Consider the following 14,138-nt stretch of genomic DNA (forward strand, 5'->3'; position numbering starts at 1 on the left):
TACTCTTCTCAATCTCTCGCAACATCAGAGGCACTATCTCATGGGCGGTATCAGTATCTGGCAATTATTAATTATTGCCGTCATCGTTGTACTCCTGTTTGGCACTAATAAGTTAAAAAACCTGGGTTCCGATATCGGTTCCTCTATCAAGGGCTTTAAAAAAGCCATGAGCGATGAGGATGAGAAAAAGGATCATCCAAACCAGCAGGACGCTGATTTCAATGCCAAAACGCTGGCGGATAAACAGCAAACTTCGGCTAACAAAGAAGACGTCAAAAACGACAAGCAGGTGTAAACCGTGTTCGACATTGGTTTTAGTGAACTGGTACTGGTGTTCGTGATCGGGCTGATTGTTCTCGGCCCGCAGCGACTGCCGGTTGCGGTAAAAACCGTAGTGGGCTGGATTCGGGCGATGCGCTCGCTGGCCGCCAACGTGCAGCATGAGCTGGCGCAGGAGCTGAAACTGCAGGAGCTGCAGGACAGCCTGAAAAAGGTGGAAGAGGCGAGCCGCGGCGCCATGTCGCCGGAGCTGAAGGAGTCAATGGAAGAGCTGCGCAAGACCGCCGATTCGATGAAGCGTTCGGTTCAGCAGAGCATCGACATCGAAAAAGCCGAGGACGAAGCCAATACCATTCATGCGCCGCAGCAGCGTGCGGCGGAATCTGTGACGCCAGCAACGGCCCACACGCATGCCAGCGCGCCGGCGCAGGCGCCGGAAGCGGCGGCAGAGGCCGTTGAAACCGCTAAAACCGATGCGAACCCGCAAGCGGCGGTTGTTAATCCTGCGCCGGCCGCGCCGCGCAGTCCGGCAACAACCTCTTCTGCAAGTGATGAACGATAACCATGGCCGTTGAAGATACCCAACCGCTTATCAGCCACTTGATTGAGCTGCGTAAGCGTCTGCTTTACTGCATTGTCGCAGTGTTTGCGATTTTCATGGCGCTGATCTATTTCGCCAACGACATCTATCATATGGTCGCTTCGCCGCTGATCAGCCAGATGCCGGCCGGCGCCAGTATGATCGCCACCGACGTCGCCTCGCCGTTTTTTACGCCGATTAAGCTCACCATCATCGTGTCGGTATTTCTCGCGGTGCCGGTGATCCTCTATCAGGTGTGGGCTTTCGTCGCGCCGGCGCTCTACCGGCATGAACGCAGGCTGGTAATGCCGCTGCTGTTCTCCAGCACCCTGCTGTTTTACGTCGGCGTCGCCTTCGCTTACTTCATCGTCTTTCCGCTGGCTTTCGGCTTCTTCGCCAAAACCGCGCCGCAGGGCGTGACCATCGCAACCGATATCACCAACTATCTCGACTTCGTCATGACGCTGTTTATGGCGTTCGGCGTGGCGTTCGAGGTGCCGGTGGCGATCGTGCTGCTCTGCTGGACCGGCATCACTACACCGGAAGATCTGAAAAAGAAACGCCCCTATATTCTGGTCGGCGCGTTCGTTGTTGGGATGCTGCTCACACCGCCGGACGTTTTCTCGCAAACTTTGCTCGCTATTCCGATGTACTGCCTGTTTGAAGTCGGCGTATTCTTTTCCCGTTACTACGTCGGGAAGGGACGGCGGGCGCAGGAAGAGGAACAGCATACCGATTCCTGACCCGTTATCAGTACGTTTCCCGCGCCTGGCGGGTAGACCCTGTTACCGAACCGCCCATCTGGGCGGTTTTTGTTTAATAAGCTATGGGAAAGATTATGTTTGATATCGGTGTAAACCTGACCAGCACGCAGTTCGCCGCCGACCGCGACAAGGTGGTAAAGCGTGCGCGTGAAGCGGGCGTCACCGGCATGTTAATCACCGGGACCAATGCGCTGGAGAGCCAGCAGGCGCAGCGGCTGGCCGAGCGTCAGCCCGACTTCTGCTGGTCGACGGCGGGCGTGCATCCGCATCACGCCAGCGAATGGTCGAATGAGACGGCCAATACGCTGCGGCGCCTGGCAGAGCGGCCGCAGGTGGTGGCGATTGGCGAGTGCGGCCTCGATTTCAACCGCAACCTTGCCGCGCACGAGCAGCAGGAATACGCCTTCGACGCGCAGCTGGCGCTGGCCGCCGAACTGAATATGCCGGTCTTCCTTCACTGTCGCGAAGCGCACGACCGCTTTGCAGCGGTGCTGGCGCCGTGGCTGCCAAAGCTGCCGGGCACGGTGGTGCACTGCTTTACCGGCACGCGCGACGAGCTGGAAGCCTGTCTGGCGATGGGGCTGTCGGTTGGCATTACCGGCTGGGTCTGCGATGAGCGTCGCGGTATGGCGCTGCGTGAGATGCTGCCGCTAATTCCGGCGGAGCGGCTGCTGCTGGAGACGGACGCGCCCTATCTGCTGCCGCGCGATATGCATCCGCGGCCGACGTCGCGACGTAACGAACCCTGCTTTTTGCCGCATATCGTGCAGCAGGTGGCGAAATGGCGTGGAGAAGAGCAGGAGGCGCTGGCAGAGCAGGTGGATCGTAACGCGCGCGCGCTGTTCCGACTGCCCTAAAGCTTGCGGAACTGCTTGTTGTCTACGCTGCGCATCACCTGTTTATTCAGCAGGTTAAGCAGCAGCATAGAGCGCGTTTCGCCATCGGGTTCGGCGAAAATGGCGCGCAGGCCTTCAAAGGTCCCTTCGGTGATGATGACCTCATCGCCGACCTGCGGCGTTTCCGGATCGATCAGCGTTTGCGGCACGTCGGTTTGCAGCGCTTCGATAACGGCGGAAGGCACCGTCGCAGGCAGCGTGCCGAAGCGCACGAAGTGGCTGACGCCGCGCGTGCTGCTGATGGTGGTGGTATGAATCGCTTCCGGATCGAATTCGATAAAGAGGTAGTTAGGAAACAGGGGCTCACTCACGGTGGTCCGTTTGCCGCGCACCACTTTTTCCAGAGCGATCATCGGGCTGAGGCAATGCACCTCCTGCCGCTCAAGATGCTCTTTCGCGCGCAACAGCTGTCCACGTTTGCAATAGAGTAAGTACCAGGATTCCATAAATGCTCCCATTGAATGGACGCTAAGAATAGCAAACCTGCTGCCAGAGTTATAGCGCATCGCAGCGTGGAAAGATGCCGAAGCGGACAAAGTGGCCGAGGTTTCCGCAAACTGCCCGACACAAGCGGGAAAATTGACGAGCGGCGGTGCGCTGGTTCAGACTCGGGACTCATAACGTTTGCGAAAAGGATCTGCTGATGGAACTGTTTTTATTAAGCAACGGCAAGCTGGCCGACGATGCGCCGCTGCTTGGCTACGCGCAGCCGCAGCTGCATGCGATGATCGCCCAGCGCGGCATCCGTTCGGCGGTGCTGGTGCCTTACGCCATTATTCGCGGTGACCATCAACAGCGCGCCGCCGAGCTGAGCGCGTCGCTGGGCGTTACCGTGCGCTGCGTACAGGATTTCGCGACGCCGGTGGCGGCCATTGAGCAGGCAGAGCTGATTCTGGTCAGCGGCGGCAATACCTGGCTGCTGAATCAGATGCTGCACGAGAGCGGTCTGATTGTGGCGATCCAGCGCGCCGTACGCGAACGGGTAGTGCCTTACGTCGGATGGAGCGCGGGCTGCAACGTAGCGACGCCCTCGATTCGCACCACCAACGATATGCCGGTGCGCAGCAGCGTAGTATTGCCTGCGCTGGGCCTGTTTCCGGTTCAGATCAATCCGCACTACCTTGACGCGCACGCCAGCGGACATATGGGCGAAACCCGCGACGAACGCCTGGCGGAGTTTTGCGCCGTTAATCCCGAAGAGTCGGTGATTGCGCTGCGCGAAGGCAGTTTTCTGCATGTGCATGAAAACCAGCTCTCTTACTTCAGCGTGCGCGGCGAGGATTTTAAAGTATTCCGCCATAATCAGCCGATTCAGGCCTGCCGCGACGCCACGGCGCTGCAGGCGCTGGTTCCCTTTCGCTGCGACTGAGGTTGCTGCATAAAATCCAACACGCCTTAAGAATCGGCCCTATAATGGCCGATTCACTTTGGCTGGAAGCGAAGGCCGCATGAAATATCACGATTTACGAGACTTCCTCACGCTGCTGGAACAGCGCGGCGAGTTAAAGCGCATTAGCCACTCTATCGATCCTGAGCTGGAAATGACGGAAATTGCCGACCGCACGCTGCGCGCCGGCGGACCGGCGCTGCTGTTTGAAAATCCCAAAGGCTACGACATGCCGGTGCTGTGCAACCTGTTCGGCACGCCGAAACGCGTGGCGATGGGCATGGGTCAGGAAGAGGTTAGCGCGCTGCGCGAAGTCGGCAAGCTGCTGGCGTTTCTGAAAGAGCCGGAGCCGCCGAAAGGCTTTCGCGATCTGTTCGACAAGATGCCGCAGTTCAAACAGGTGCTGAACATGCCGACCAAACGGCTGCGCAACGCGCCCTGCCAGGAGGTGGTGTTCAGCGGCGATGAGGTCGACCTGTCGCGCATTCCGGTGATGAAGTGCTGGCCTGACGACGCCGCGCCGCTGATTACCTGGGGGCTGACCGTTACGCGCGGGCCGCACAAAGAGCGGCAGAATCTGGGCATCTATCGCCAGCAGGTGATTGGCAAAAACCGCCTGATTATGCGCTGGCTCTCCCATCGCGGCGGCGCGCTCGACTATCAGGAGTGGTGCCAGACCCATCCTGGCGAACGCTTCCCGGTTTCCGTCGCCCTCGGCGCCGATCCCGCCACTATTCTCGGCGCGGTAACGCCGGTGCCGGATACGCTGTCGGAGTACGCCTTCGCCGGTCTGCTGCGCGGCAATAAAACCGAAGTGGTGAAGTGCCTCTCTAACGATCTGGAAGTACCCGCCAGCGCGGAGATCGTGCTGGAAGGTTACATCGAGCCGGGCGATATGGCGCCGGAAGGGCCCTATGGCGATCATACGGGCTACTACAATGAAGTGGATAACTTCCCGGTTTTCACCGTCACGCACGTTACGCAGCGGCAGAACGCCATTTATCACTCCACCTATACCGGCCGTCCGCCTGATGAGCCGGCGGTGCTGGGCGTCGCACTGAACGAAGTGCTGGTGCCGATCCTGATTAAGCAGTTCCCGGAGATTGTGGATTTCTATCTGCCGCCGGAGGGCTGCTCTTATCGCCTGGCGGTGGTGACGATGAAAAAACAGTACGCAGGACACGCAAAGCGCGTGATGTTCGGCGTCTGGTCATTCCTGCGGCAGTTCATGTACACCAAATTTGTTATTGTGTGTGACGACGATGTTAACGCACGCGACTGGAACGATGTGATCTGGGCCATTACCACCCGTATGGATCCGGCACGCGACACGGTGCTGGTGGAAAACACGCCTATCGACTATCTGGACTTCGCCTCGCCGGTTTCCGGCCTGGGTTCCAAGATGGGTCTGGACGCCACCAATAAATGGCCGGGTGAAACCCAGCGCGAGTGGGGACGACCGATTGTGAAAGATCCCGCCGTAACGGCGCGCATCGACGCGATCTGGGATGACTTAGGCATCTTTACTCAGCCGCCGCAGCGCTGACGGCGCGTACAACCCTAATGACGACCCGACAGAGGGAACGCATGACGATTTTAAGCTGTAAAGTAACTTCAGTTGAAGCGATTACCGATACCGTATATCGCGTCCGCCTGATACCCGAAGCGGATTTTACCTTTCGCGCCGGGCAGTATTTGATGGTGGTGATGGACGAGCGTGACAAGCGTCCGTTCTCGCTCGCCTCAACACCAATGGAAAAAGAGATTATCGAGCTGCATATCGGCGCCTCCGATCTCAATCTCTACGCCATGGCGGTAATGGATCGCATCCGCGACGACCGGCAGATCACCGTGGATATTCCGCACGGCGACGCCTGGCTGCGGGAAGAGAGCACGCGCCCGATCGTCCTGATCGCTGGCGGTACTGGCTTCTCCTATGCGCGCTCTATCCTGCTGACCGCGCTGGCGCAGCAGCCGGATCGCGAAATCGCTATTTACTGGGGCGGCCGCGAACTGCAGCACCTTTACGATCTTGACGAGCTCAATGCGCTGGCGGTGAAGCACCCTAATCTGCGCGTGGTGCCGGTGGTCGAACAGCCGGAAGAGGGCTGGCATGGTCGCTCCGGCACGGTGCTGACGGCGGTGATGCAGGATTTCGCTACGCTGGCGGAGCATGATATCTATATCGCCGGCCGCTTTGAGATGGCGAAGATCGCTCGTGACCGCTTCTGCGCCGAGCGCGGCGCAAAAGAAGCGCAGATGTTCGGTGACGCGTTCGCCTTTATTTAAGGCGTCAGGCAGAAAAAACCCGCCCCTGATGGGCGGGAACTGACTTCCAACGTGATCCAACGTATTACAGACGCTCAAATACGGTTGCAATGCCCTGGCCTAAGCCGATGCACATGCTGGCCAGGCCGAACTGGGCATCGCGTCGTTCCATAATGTTCAGCAGCGTAGCGCTGATGCGCGCGCCGGAGCAGCCAAGCGGGTGACCGAGCGCGATGGCGCCGCCGTTCAGGTTCACCTTATCGTCCAGCCGATCCAGCAAACCGAGATCTTTAATGCAGGGCAGGGTCTGCGCGGCGAACGCTTCGTTCAGCTCGAATATGTCGATATCCTCCACGCTTAATCCGGCGCGCTTCAGCGCCAGCTTGCTGGCGGGCACCGGACCGTAGCCCATAATCGACGGATCGCAGCCGATGGCCGCCATGCTTCTGACGCGCGCGCGCGGCGTCAGCCCCAGTTCACGCGCGCGGCTTTCGCTCATTACCAGCAGCGCGGCGGCGCCGTCGGAGAGCGCCGAAGAGCTGCCCGCCGTGACCGTGCCGTTCACCGGATCGAACGCCGGCTTCAGCGCCGCCAGCCCTTCGAGGCTGGTCTCCTCGCGGATCACCTCGTCAAAATCGTAGCGCTTCAGCACGCCGTCGGCGTCGTGTCCGTAGGTCGGCACGATCTCCCGGCGAAAGTCGCCGCGCTGCGTCGCGGCCCAGGCGCGCTGATGAGAGCGCAGCGCAAAGGCGTCCTGCTGTTCGCGGCCGATATGGTGCATATGCGCCAGCATTTCGGCGGTCAGACCCATCATGCCCGCCGCTTTTGCGACCGTGCGGCCCAGTCCGGGATGAAAATCGACGCCGTGGCTCATCGGCACGTGACCCATATGTTCGACGCCGCCGACCAGGCAGGCGTGCGCGTCGCCGACCATAATGGCGCGCGCCGCATCGTGCAGCGCCTGCATCGACGATCCGCACAGGCGATTGACGGTGGTCGCCGGCACGCGATGGGGAATTTCCGCCAGCAGCGCGGCGTTGCGCGCGATATTAAAGCCCTGCTCCAGCGTCTGCTGCACGCAGCCCCACACGATGTCGTCCAGCGTGGCGGGATTTAGCGCCGGATGGCGGCTTAACAGCTCGCGCATCAGATGCGCAGAGAGATCTTCCGCGCGCACCTGACGAAAGGCGCCGCCTTTGGAACGGCCCATCGGCGTGCGGACCGCGTCAATAATCACCACATTTTCCATCTTCTGTCCTCAGGCGCTTTGCAGCGCCGCTTCGTCGATAGGTTGAACCGCCGGATACCAGCTTTCGCGCTGATGCGCCTTCTGCAGCAGCAGGTCAGGCAGCTGGTAGAGCGCGCCAAGATCGCCGTAGCGTCTGGCCTGATCCACCACGTTGCCGTTGCCGAGCGTGTCGAGATAGCGCAGCGCGCCGCCGCGGAACGGCGGAAAGCCGAGGCCGTAGACCAGCGCCATATCGGCTTCGGCCGGTGAGGCGACGATCTTCTCCTCCAGGCAGCGCACGACTTCGTTCAGCATCGGGATCATCATGCGATTGAGGATCTCTTCATCGCTGAAGACGCGCGTAGCGGCGCAAACAGGGTTAAGCAGCGCATCCACCTCGGGCTCGACCGCTTTTTTCGCTTTGCCTTTGCGATCCGTCTCCCAGCGGTAAAAGCCTTTGCCGTTCTTCTGGCCATAGCGTCCCGCATCGAACAGGACGTCGATAGCGTCGCGGTAATCTTTCTGCATGCGCGTCGGAAATCCTTCCGCCATGACGCGCTGCGCGTGATGCGCGGTATCGATGCCGACTACGTCCAGCAGCCACGCCGGGCCCATCGGCCAGCCGAACTGCTTCTCCATCACTTTATCGATCTGGCGGAAGTCCGCGCCGTCGCGCAGCAGCAGACCGAAGGCGGCGAAGTAGGGAAAGAGCACGCGGTTGACGAAGAAGCCGGGACAGTCATTGACGACGATCGGCGTCTTGCCCATTTTGCTCGCCCAGGCCACCACTTTGCCGATGGTGGCGTCGCTGCTCTTCTCGCCGCGCACCACCTCTACCAGCGGCATACGCGGCACCGGGTTGAAGAAGTGCATGCCGCAGAAATTTTCCGGACGCTGCAGCGCCTGAGCCAGCTGGCTGATGGGGATGGTCGAGGTATTGGAGGCGAGTACCGCATCCGCGCGCAGATGCTGTTCGGTTTCCGCCAACACTTTCGCTTTAACCTGCGGATTTTCGACCACCGCTTCGACCACGATATCGGCGCGCTCGAAACCGGCATAGTCGAGCGTAGGCTGGATCATAGCGATGGTGCTGGCCAGCTTGCCGCCGTCGATCTTGCCGCGCTCCAGCTGTTTATTCAGCAGCTTGCTCGCCTCGTTCATGCCCAGCGTCAGCGCCTGCGGCTGAATATCCTTCATCTTCACCGGCACGCCTTTCCACGCCGACTGATAGCTGATGCCGCCGCCCATAATGCCCGCGCCCAGCACTGCCGCCTGTTCCGGCGCGCTGCTGGCGCTGGCGTACTTTTTCGCCAGCCCTTTGACATACTGATCGTTAAGGAAAATACCGACCAGCGCCCGCGCTTCATCGCTCTGCGCCAGCGGCACGAAGGCGGCGGTTTCCAGCTTCAGCGCATCGTCGCGCCCCAGCGCGGCGGCGGCCTCAATGGTTTTGACCGCAGCGAGCGGTGCGGGATAGTGTTTGCCTGCGGTTTGCAGCACGACGTTTTTAGCCACGGTAAAGCTCATGGCGGCTTCAATCGGGCTGAGGCGCAGCGGCGCCAGCTTCGGCGCGCGGCGCGCCTGCCAGTCGCCCTGTGTGATAGCCTCCTTCAGCATGGCGAGCGCGGCGGCGCGCAGCTTATCGCTGCTGACCACCGCATCGACCAGCCCGAGCTTAAGCGCGCTGGCGCCGTCGACATCTTTTCCGGCGGCGATAATCTCCAGCGCGGCGTCGGCGCCCAGCAGGCGCGGCAGGCGTACGCTACCGCCGAAGCCCGGCATAATACCCAGCCGCGTTTCCGGCAGACCGATGCGCGCGCCAGGCGTAGCGACGCGCAGATCGGTCGCCAGAATGCATTCGCACCCGCCGCCCAGCGCGTAGCCGTCTATCGCGGCGATGGTCGGCACCGGCAGATCTTCCAGCCGGTTAAAGATGCTGTTGGCGAAAGCGAGCCACTGGCTGAGCTTTTCCGTCGGCGCGTCGAACAGCGAGAGAAATTCGGTAATATCGGCGCCGACGATAAAGGCGGGCTTAGCCGAGCTTAGCAGTACGCCGCGCAGCGAGGTTTGCTGCTCCAGCACGCCAATCGCTTCGCCAAGGCTGGCGACGGTGCGGGTGTCGAGCTTATTGACTGAGCCGGGGGCGTCGAACTGCAGCTCAGCGACGCCGTCTTCGAGCCAGCGCAGGGAAAGGGTATCGCCTTGGTAGAGCATGTGCGTCTCCTGATCGCGAAAGGGGATCTGGTCATACCAGATGATCAGGAGTGTGGGATTCGTGTTAATTTTTTGCAAACCAAAGTTTGGTTATTTGCTAACAGGATCACAGCGTCGGGAACGCGGCGTTCAGGCGGCGGCTGTGCTACACTGCGGCGATTTTCGCGACACGGGAGAGCGAGCAATGGATTCACTGAAAACGCTGTATCAGACGCATATCGCCACGCTGCAACAGCGGGCGCAGCAGGTGCTGGCGCGCAATAAACTGGATGCGATGTTGATTCATTCCGGCGAACTGCTAACGGTTTTTCTCGACGATCATGACTATCCCTTTAAGGTGAATCCTCAGTTCAAAGCCTGGGTGCCGGTCACGCAGGTGCCGAACTGCTGGCTCTGGATCGACGGCGTCAATAAGCCGAAACTCTGGTTCTACTCGCCGGTTGATTACTGGCATAACGTTGAGCCGCTGCCGAACAGCTTCTGGACCGAAGCCGTCGACGTGGTCGGGCTGAAAAGCGCCGACGAGATTGGGCAACTGTTGCCCGAGCAGCGCGAGAATGTCGCCTATATCGGGCCGGTGGTGCAGCGCGCCGCGCAGCTCGGCATCAGCGCCGACAACACTAACCCGAAAGCGGTGATCGATTTTCTTCACTACCACCGCAGCATTAAAACCGATTACGAGCTGGCCTGCATGCGCGAGGCGCAAAAGCTCGCCGTCGCCGGACACCGCGCCGCGAAAGAGGCCTTTTTCTCTGGCCTCAGCGAGTTCGATATCAATCAGGCTTACCTGACGGCGACCGGCCATCGCGATATCGACGTGCCCTACGGCAATATCGTCGCCCTTAACGAACATGCCGCCGTGCTGCATTACACCCGGCTTGATCACCAGCCGCCGGCGAAGCGTCACAGCTTCCTGATCGACGCGGGAGCGGAATACCTTGGCTACGCCGCCGATTTAACGCGCAGCTACGCAGCGCAGAAGGATTCGCTTTACGCCAGCCTGGTTGCGGCGATGAACAGCGAAGAGCTGGCGCTGATCGGCACGCTGAAAGCGGGCGTGCGCTACACCGACTACCATCTGCAGATGCATCAGCGCATCGCGAAGCTGCTGCTGAAGTTCGACCTGGCGCAAGGCATAAGCGAAGAGGCGCTGGTGGCGGAGAACATCACCGGGCCCTTTATGCCGCACGGACTGGGCCACCCGCTCGGGTTGCAGGTTCATGACGTCGCGGGCTTTATGCAGGATGAAGCGGGCACCCATCTCGCGGCGCCGGCGCAGTATCCTTATCTGCGCTGCACGCGCGTGCTGGAACCGGGTATGGTGCTGACCATCGAGCCAGGCTTCTATATCATCGAGTCGCTGCTGGCGCCGCTGCGTGAAGGTCCGTTCAGCCAGTATCTTAACTGGCAGGCGATTGACGCGCTGAAACCTTACGGCGGCATCCGCATTGAAGACAACGTGGTGGTGCATGCCAACCGCATTGAGAACATGACGCGCGATCTGCACCTTGCCTGATGGACGCTTACGATATTCCCGCTGATGCCGTCAGCATCAGCGAGGAGACCATTAAGAAAAGCCGCTTTATTACGCTGCTGGCTCATACCGACGGCGTAGAGGCGGCGCGTGCCTTTGTTCAGCAGGTGAAAAGCGAGCATCCTGACGCGCGCCACCACTGCTGGGCCTGGGTCGCGGGCGCGCCGCACGATTCGCAGCAGCTGGGCTTCTCCGATGACGGCGAACCCTCCGGCACGGCGGGAAAACCGATGCTGGCGCAGCTGATGGGCGCGGATATCGGCGAGATCACCGCGGTGGTGGTGCGTTACTATGGCGGCATCATGCTCGGCACCGGCGGGCTGGTAAAAGCCTACGGCGGCGGCGTACAGCAAGGACTCAGGCAGCTGGCGCGCACGCGCAAAGTGCCGATGAAGCGCTATGCGCTAAAGTGCGACTATGCTCAACTCGGCGATATCGAACGTCTGCTGGGCAGGTTCGACGGCCGCATCGATGAGATTGTTTACCTTGACCACATCGCGCTGACGCTGGCGCTGCCCTATGCGCACATCGAGGCGTTCAAACAAACGCTTTCTGACTTTAGCCGGGGCGCGCTGAGCCTCGATCCGTTAACACCCTGACAACTCTTTTCTAAGGAACGGCTGAATGCATTTTCGCGCCATTACTCGCATTGTCGGTCTGCTGGTAATCCTCTTTTCCGTCACCATGATTGTGCCGGGACTGGTGGCTTTGATTTATCGCGACGGCGCCGGGCGCGCGTTTAGCCAGACCTTTTTGATGGCGCTGGCGATCGGCTCGCTGCTGTGGTGGCCGAACCGCAAACAGCGTACCGAGCTGAAGCCGCGCGAAGGCTTCCTGATCGTAGTGCTGTTCTGGACGGTGCTCGGCAGCGTGGGGGCGATGCCTTTTATCTTCGCCGAGCAGCCACATCTCTCCGTGACCGACGCGTTCTTCGAATCCTTTTCCGGCCTGACTACCACCGGCGCGACCACGCTGGTGGGACTCGACAGCATGCCGAAAGCCATTCTCTTTTACCGGCAGATGCTGCAATGGCTGGGCGGGATGGGGATCATCGTGCTGGCGGTGGCGATCCTTCCTATTCTGGGCGTCGGCGGCATGCAGCTCTACCGCGCGGAAATGCCGGGGCCGCTAAAAGACAATAAGATGCGCCCGCGAATTGCGGAAACCGCCAAAACGCTGTGGCTGATCTATGTGCTGCTGACGGTCGCCTGCGCGGTGGCGCTCTGGCTGGCGGGCATGCCGCTGTTCGATGCGATAGGGCACAGTTTCTCTACTATCGCCATCGGCGGATTTTCAACGCACGACGCCAGCATCGGCTATTTCAACAGCGGCACCATCAATACCATTATCGCTGTCTTTCTGCTGATCTCCGGCTGTAACTACGGCCTGCACTTTTCGCTACTCAGCAATCGCAACTTGCGCGTCTACTGGCGCGACCCAGAATTTCGCACCTTTATCGGCGTGCAGCTGACGCTGGTGGTCATCTGCACGCTGGTGCTCTGGTTTCATAACGTTTACGCCAGCGGCTGGCAAACGCTTAATCAGGCTTTCTTCCAGGTGGTTTCGATGGCGACTACGGCGGGATTCACCACCGACAGCATTGCGCGCTGGCCGCTGTTCCTGCCTGTGCTGCTGCTCTGCTCCGCTTTTATCGGCGGCATGGCGGGCTCGACCGGCGGCGGCCTGAAAGTGATTCGCATTCTGCTGCTCTGCAAGCAGGGCTCGCGTGAGCTGAAGCGTCTGGTGCACCCGAATGCGGTCTATACCATTAAGCTCGGCAACCGCGCGCTGCCGGAACGTATTCTGGAAGCGGTGTGGGGATTCTTCTCGGCCTATGCGCTGGTGTTTCTGGTCAGCATGCTGGCGATTATCGCTACCGGCGTCGATGACTTCTCTGCCTTTGCGGCGGTTGCGGCAACGTTGAACAACCTGGGGCCTGGCCTGGGCGTAGTAGCGGATAACTTTACGTCGATGAATGACGTGGCGAAATGGATCCTGATCTCGACCATGCTGTTCGGGCGTCTTGAAGTCTTTACCTTATTAGTCCTCTTTACGCCGACCTTCTGGCGTGAATAAGCAAAACAGGAAGTCACGATGAAAGCGTTAATTCTCTTTTCCAGCCGCGACGGGCAAGCGCGCGAAATCGCCTCTTATATTGCCAATGAGATGAAAGCGCGGCAGGCGTGCGACGTCCTCAATATTTTACATGCCGATTCGATTGACTGGGCGCAATACGATCGCGTGCTGATCGGCGCCTCAATCCGCTACGGCAATTTCCATCCGGCGGTGGCGAAATTCGTTAAGACGCATCTGCGCGAATTGCAGATGCGCGTAAGCGGCTTCTTTTGCGTGAACCTGACCGCGCGCAAGCCGGAGAAGCGCTCGCCGCAGACCAATGCCTATACGCGCAAGTTTTTACAACAGTCGCCGTGGCAGCCTGACTGCTGCGCGGTGTTCGCCGGCGCGCTGCGCTATCCGCGCTACCGCTGGTTCGACCGGGTGATGATTCAGCTGATTATGCGCATGACCGGTGGGGAAACGGATAAGACGAAAGAGGTGGAGTATACCGACTGGCATCAAGTGGGGCGCTTTGCGCAGGAATTCGCTCAATTGCCCGCCAAATCGGCGTGATTAACAGCGATCTGCTGAAAATTAATGCGAACGAGAATTTTTTTTAAATTAGCACTTGTCAGCCCGGAAGAACTCCCTATAATGCGCCTCCACTGACACGGCACAACGGCTTACGGAATGCGGTGTTCAGGAGATTCGGTTCGCTGAGTCGCCGGATAAAATCCCTGAAAAAAGGGGTTGACTCCGAAGGAGAGTAGCGTAATATACGCCACCTCGCAGCAGCAGGCTCCGCCGCTGACTGCACCGCTCTTTAACAATTTATCAGACAATCTGTGTGGGCACTCGGGAGCAGATATCAAAGCCTTCGGGCTTAAAAAATATCAAGCCTCACGAGTGGACACATAATGACATTCATTA

The 14,138-nt window shown here is 59.8% G+C and carries 14 protein-coding genes; 11 read left to right on the top strand and 3 right to left on the bottom strand.

Features of this window, described 5'->3' with window-relative positions; all coding sequences use genetic code 11:
• Positions 1-40 precede the first annotated feature (40 nt).
• The 4 genes from tatA to tatD all read left to right on the top strand — a co-directional run bounded on the left by tatA (position 41) and on the right by tatD (position 2,480).
• Positions 41-295, top strand: a complete 255-nt coding sequence (gene tatA, locus JS46_RS19375; protein WP_033754649.1) for a Sec-independent protein translocase subunit TatA — start codon at positions 41-43, stop codon at positions 293-295.
• Positions 296-298: 3 nt separating this feature from the next.
• Entirely contained in the window at positions 299-841 is a 543-nt protein-coding gene (tatB, locus tag JS46_RS19380) for a Sec-independent protein translocase protein TatB (protein WP_033754652.1), read from the top strand.
• Positions 842-843: 2 nt separating this feature from the next.
• Positions 844-1,602 (top strand): Sec-independent protein translocase subunit TatC, encoded by a 759-nt coding sequence (gene tatC, locus JS46_RS19385; protein WP_033754655.1) that lies wholly within the window; start codon positions 844-846, stop codon positions 1,600-1,602.
• A 95-nt stretch (positions 1,603-1,697) separates the two neighbouring features.
• On the top strand, positions 1,698-2,480 hold the full coding sequence (gene tatD, locus JS46_RS19390) for a 3'-5' ssDNA/RNA exonuclease TatD (protein ID WP_033754657.1): 783 nt from the start codon (positions 1,698-1,700) through the stop codon (positions 2,478-2,480).
• On the opposite strand, the gene rfaH is transcribed toward tatD, so the two are convergent.
• Entirely contained in the window at positions 2,477-2,965 is a 489-nt protein-coding gene (gene rfaH / locus JS46_RS19395; RefSeq protein WP_033754660.1) for a transcription/translation regulatory transformer protein RfaH, read from the bottom strand. The two genes, tatD and rfaH, sit on opposite strands and share 4 nt — an antisense overlap.
• A 197-nt stretch (positions 2,966-3,162) precedes the next feature.
• On the opposite strand from rfaH, the gene pepE reads away from it, so the two are divergent.
• From pepE to fre, 3 genes are all read left to right on the top strand, one after another.
• The gene (gene pepE, locus JS46_RS19400; RefSeq protein ID WP_033754662.1) at positions 3,163-3,888 is read left to right on the top strand and encodes a dipeptidase PepE; all 726 of its coding nucleotides are present in this window, start codon (positions 3,163-3,165) and stop codon (positions 3,886-3,888) included.
• A 79-nt stretch (positions 3,889-3,967) separates the two neighbouring features.
• Positions 3,968-5,452: a 4-hydroxy-3-polyprenylbenzoate decarboxylase gene (gene ubiD, locus JS46_RS19405; protein ID WP_033754664.1), complete on the top strand. Its 1,485-nt coding sequence runs from the start codon at positions 3,968-3,970 to the stop codon at positions 5,450-5,452.
• Positions 5,453-5,493: 41 nt separating this feature from the next.
• Positions 5,494-6,195, top strand: a complete 702-nt coding sequence (gene fre / locus JS46_RS19410; protein ID WP_033754665.1) for an NAD(P)H-flavin reductase — start codon at positions 5,494-5,496, stop codon at positions 6,193-6,195.
• 64 nt (positions 6,196-6,259) lie between these two features.
• Here fre and fadA read toward each other — a convergent pair whose 3' ends face one another.
• Together fadA and fadB are read right to left on the bottom strand one after the other, a co-directional pair.
• A complete protein-coding gene (fadA, locus tag JS46_RS19415; RefSeq protein ID WP_033754667.1) occupies positions 6,260-7,423 on the bottom strand; it encodes an acetyl-CoA C-acyltransferase FadA in 1,164 nt (387 codons plus the stop codon).
• Positions 7,424-7,432: 9 nt separating this feature from the next.
• Positions 7,433-9,616, bottom strand: coding sequence for a fatty acid oxidation complex subunit alpha FadB (gene fadB, locus JS46_RS19420; protein ID WP_033754669.1), 2,184 nt, complete (start codon positions 9,614-9,616; stop codon positions 7,433-7,435).
• 184 nt (positions 9,617-9,800) lie between these two features.
• Between fadB and pepQ the strand changes: the two genes are divergently transcribed.
• From pepQ to hemG, 4 genes are read left to right on the top strand one after another with little or no spacing between them, the layout of a single operon-like run.
• On the top strand, positions 9,801-11,132 hold the full coding sequence (pepQ, locus tag JS46_RS19425; protein WP_033754671.1) for a Xaa-Pro dipeptidase: 1,332 nt from the start codon (positions 9,801-9,803) through the stop codon (positions 11,130-11,132).
• Complete coding sequence (locus tag JS46_RS19430) at positions 11,132-11,749, top strand: IMPACT family protein (protein ID WP_033754674.1); 618 nt, start codon at positions 11,132-11,134, stop codon at positions 11,747-11,749. Before pepQ ends, JS46_RS19430 begins: the two co-directional genes overlap by 1 nt.
• A 25-nt stretch (positions 11,750-11,774) precedes the next feature.
• Complete coding sequence (gene trkH, locus JS46_RS19435) at positions 11,775-13,226, top strand: Trk system potassium transporter TrkH (protein ID WP_033754677.1); 1,452 nt, start codon at positions 11,775-11,777, stop codon at positions 13,224-13,226.
• An 18-nt stretch (positions 13,227-13,244) separates the two neighbouring features.
• Entirely contained in the window at positions 13,245-13,781 is a 537-nt protein-coding gene (hemG, locus tag JS46_RS19440; protein WP_033754679.1) for a menaquinone-dependent protoporphyrinogen IX dehydrogenase, read from the top strand.
• Positions 13,782-14,138: the final 357 nt, after the last annotated feature.

Origin of the sequence: Pantoea sp. NGS-ED-1003 (assembly GCF_000738765.1) — a bacterium.
In the GTDB taxonomy this organism is placed as follows: domain Bacteria; phylum Pseudomonadota; class Gammaproteobacteria; order Enterobacterales; family Enterobacteriaceae; genus Pantoea; species Pantoea septica.

What these genes read in the sequence shown, in the direction of transcription:
- ubiD (WP_033754664.1), top strand. Translation starts at nt 3,968, where the DNA reads ATGAAATATCACGATTTACGAGACTTCCTCACGCTGCTGGAACAGCGC.
- fadB (WP_033754669.1), bottom strand. Translation starts at nt 9,616, where the DNA reads ATGCTCTACCAAGGCGATACCCTTTCCCTGCGCTGGCTCGAAGACGGC.
- pepE (WP_033754662.1), top strand. Translation starts at nt 3,163, where the DNA reads ATGGAACTGTTTTTATTAAGCAACGGCAAGCTGGCCGACGATGCGCCG.
- trkH (WP_033754677.1), top strand. Translation starts at nt 11,775, where the DNA reads ATGCATTTTCGCGCCATTACTCGCATTGTCGGTCTGCTGGTAATCCTC.
- tatD (WP_033754657.1), top strand. Translation starts at nt 1,698, where the DNA reads ATGTTTGATATCGGTGTAAACCTGACCAGCACGCAGTTCGCCGCCGAC.
- rfaH (WP_033754660.1), bottom strand. Translation starts at nt 2,965, where the DNA reads ATGGAATCCTGGTACTTACTCTATTGCAAACGTGGACAGCTGTTGCGC.
- pepQ (WP_033754671.1), top strand. Translation starts at nt 9,801, where the DNA reads ATGGATTCACTGAAAACGCTGTATCAGACGCATATCGCCACGCTGCAA.
- fadA (WP_033754667.1), bottom strand. Translation starts at nt 7,423, where the DNA reads ATGGAAAATGTGGTGATTATTGACGCGGTCCGCACGCCGATGGGCCGT.
- fre (WP_033754665.1), top strand. Translation starts at nt 5,494, where the DNA reads ATGACGATTTTAAGCTGTAAAGTAACTTCAGTTGAAGCGATTACCGAT.
- JS46_RS19430 (WP_033754674.1), top strand. Translation starts at nt 11,132, where the DNA reads ATGGACGCTTACGATATTCCCGCTGATGCCGTCAGCATCAGCGAGGAG.
- tatA (WP_033754649.1), top strand. Translation starts at nt 41, where the DNA reads ATGGGCGGTATCAGTATCTGGCAATTATTAATTATTGCCGTCATCGTT.
- tatC (WP_033754655.1), top strand. Translation starts at nt 844, where the DNA reads ATGGCCGTTGAAGATACCCAACCGCTTATCAGCCACTTGATTGAGCTG.
- hemG (WP_033754679.1), top strand. Translation starts at nt 13,245, where the DNA reads ATGAAAGCGTTAATTCTCTTTTCCAGCCGCGACGGGCAAGCGCGCGAA.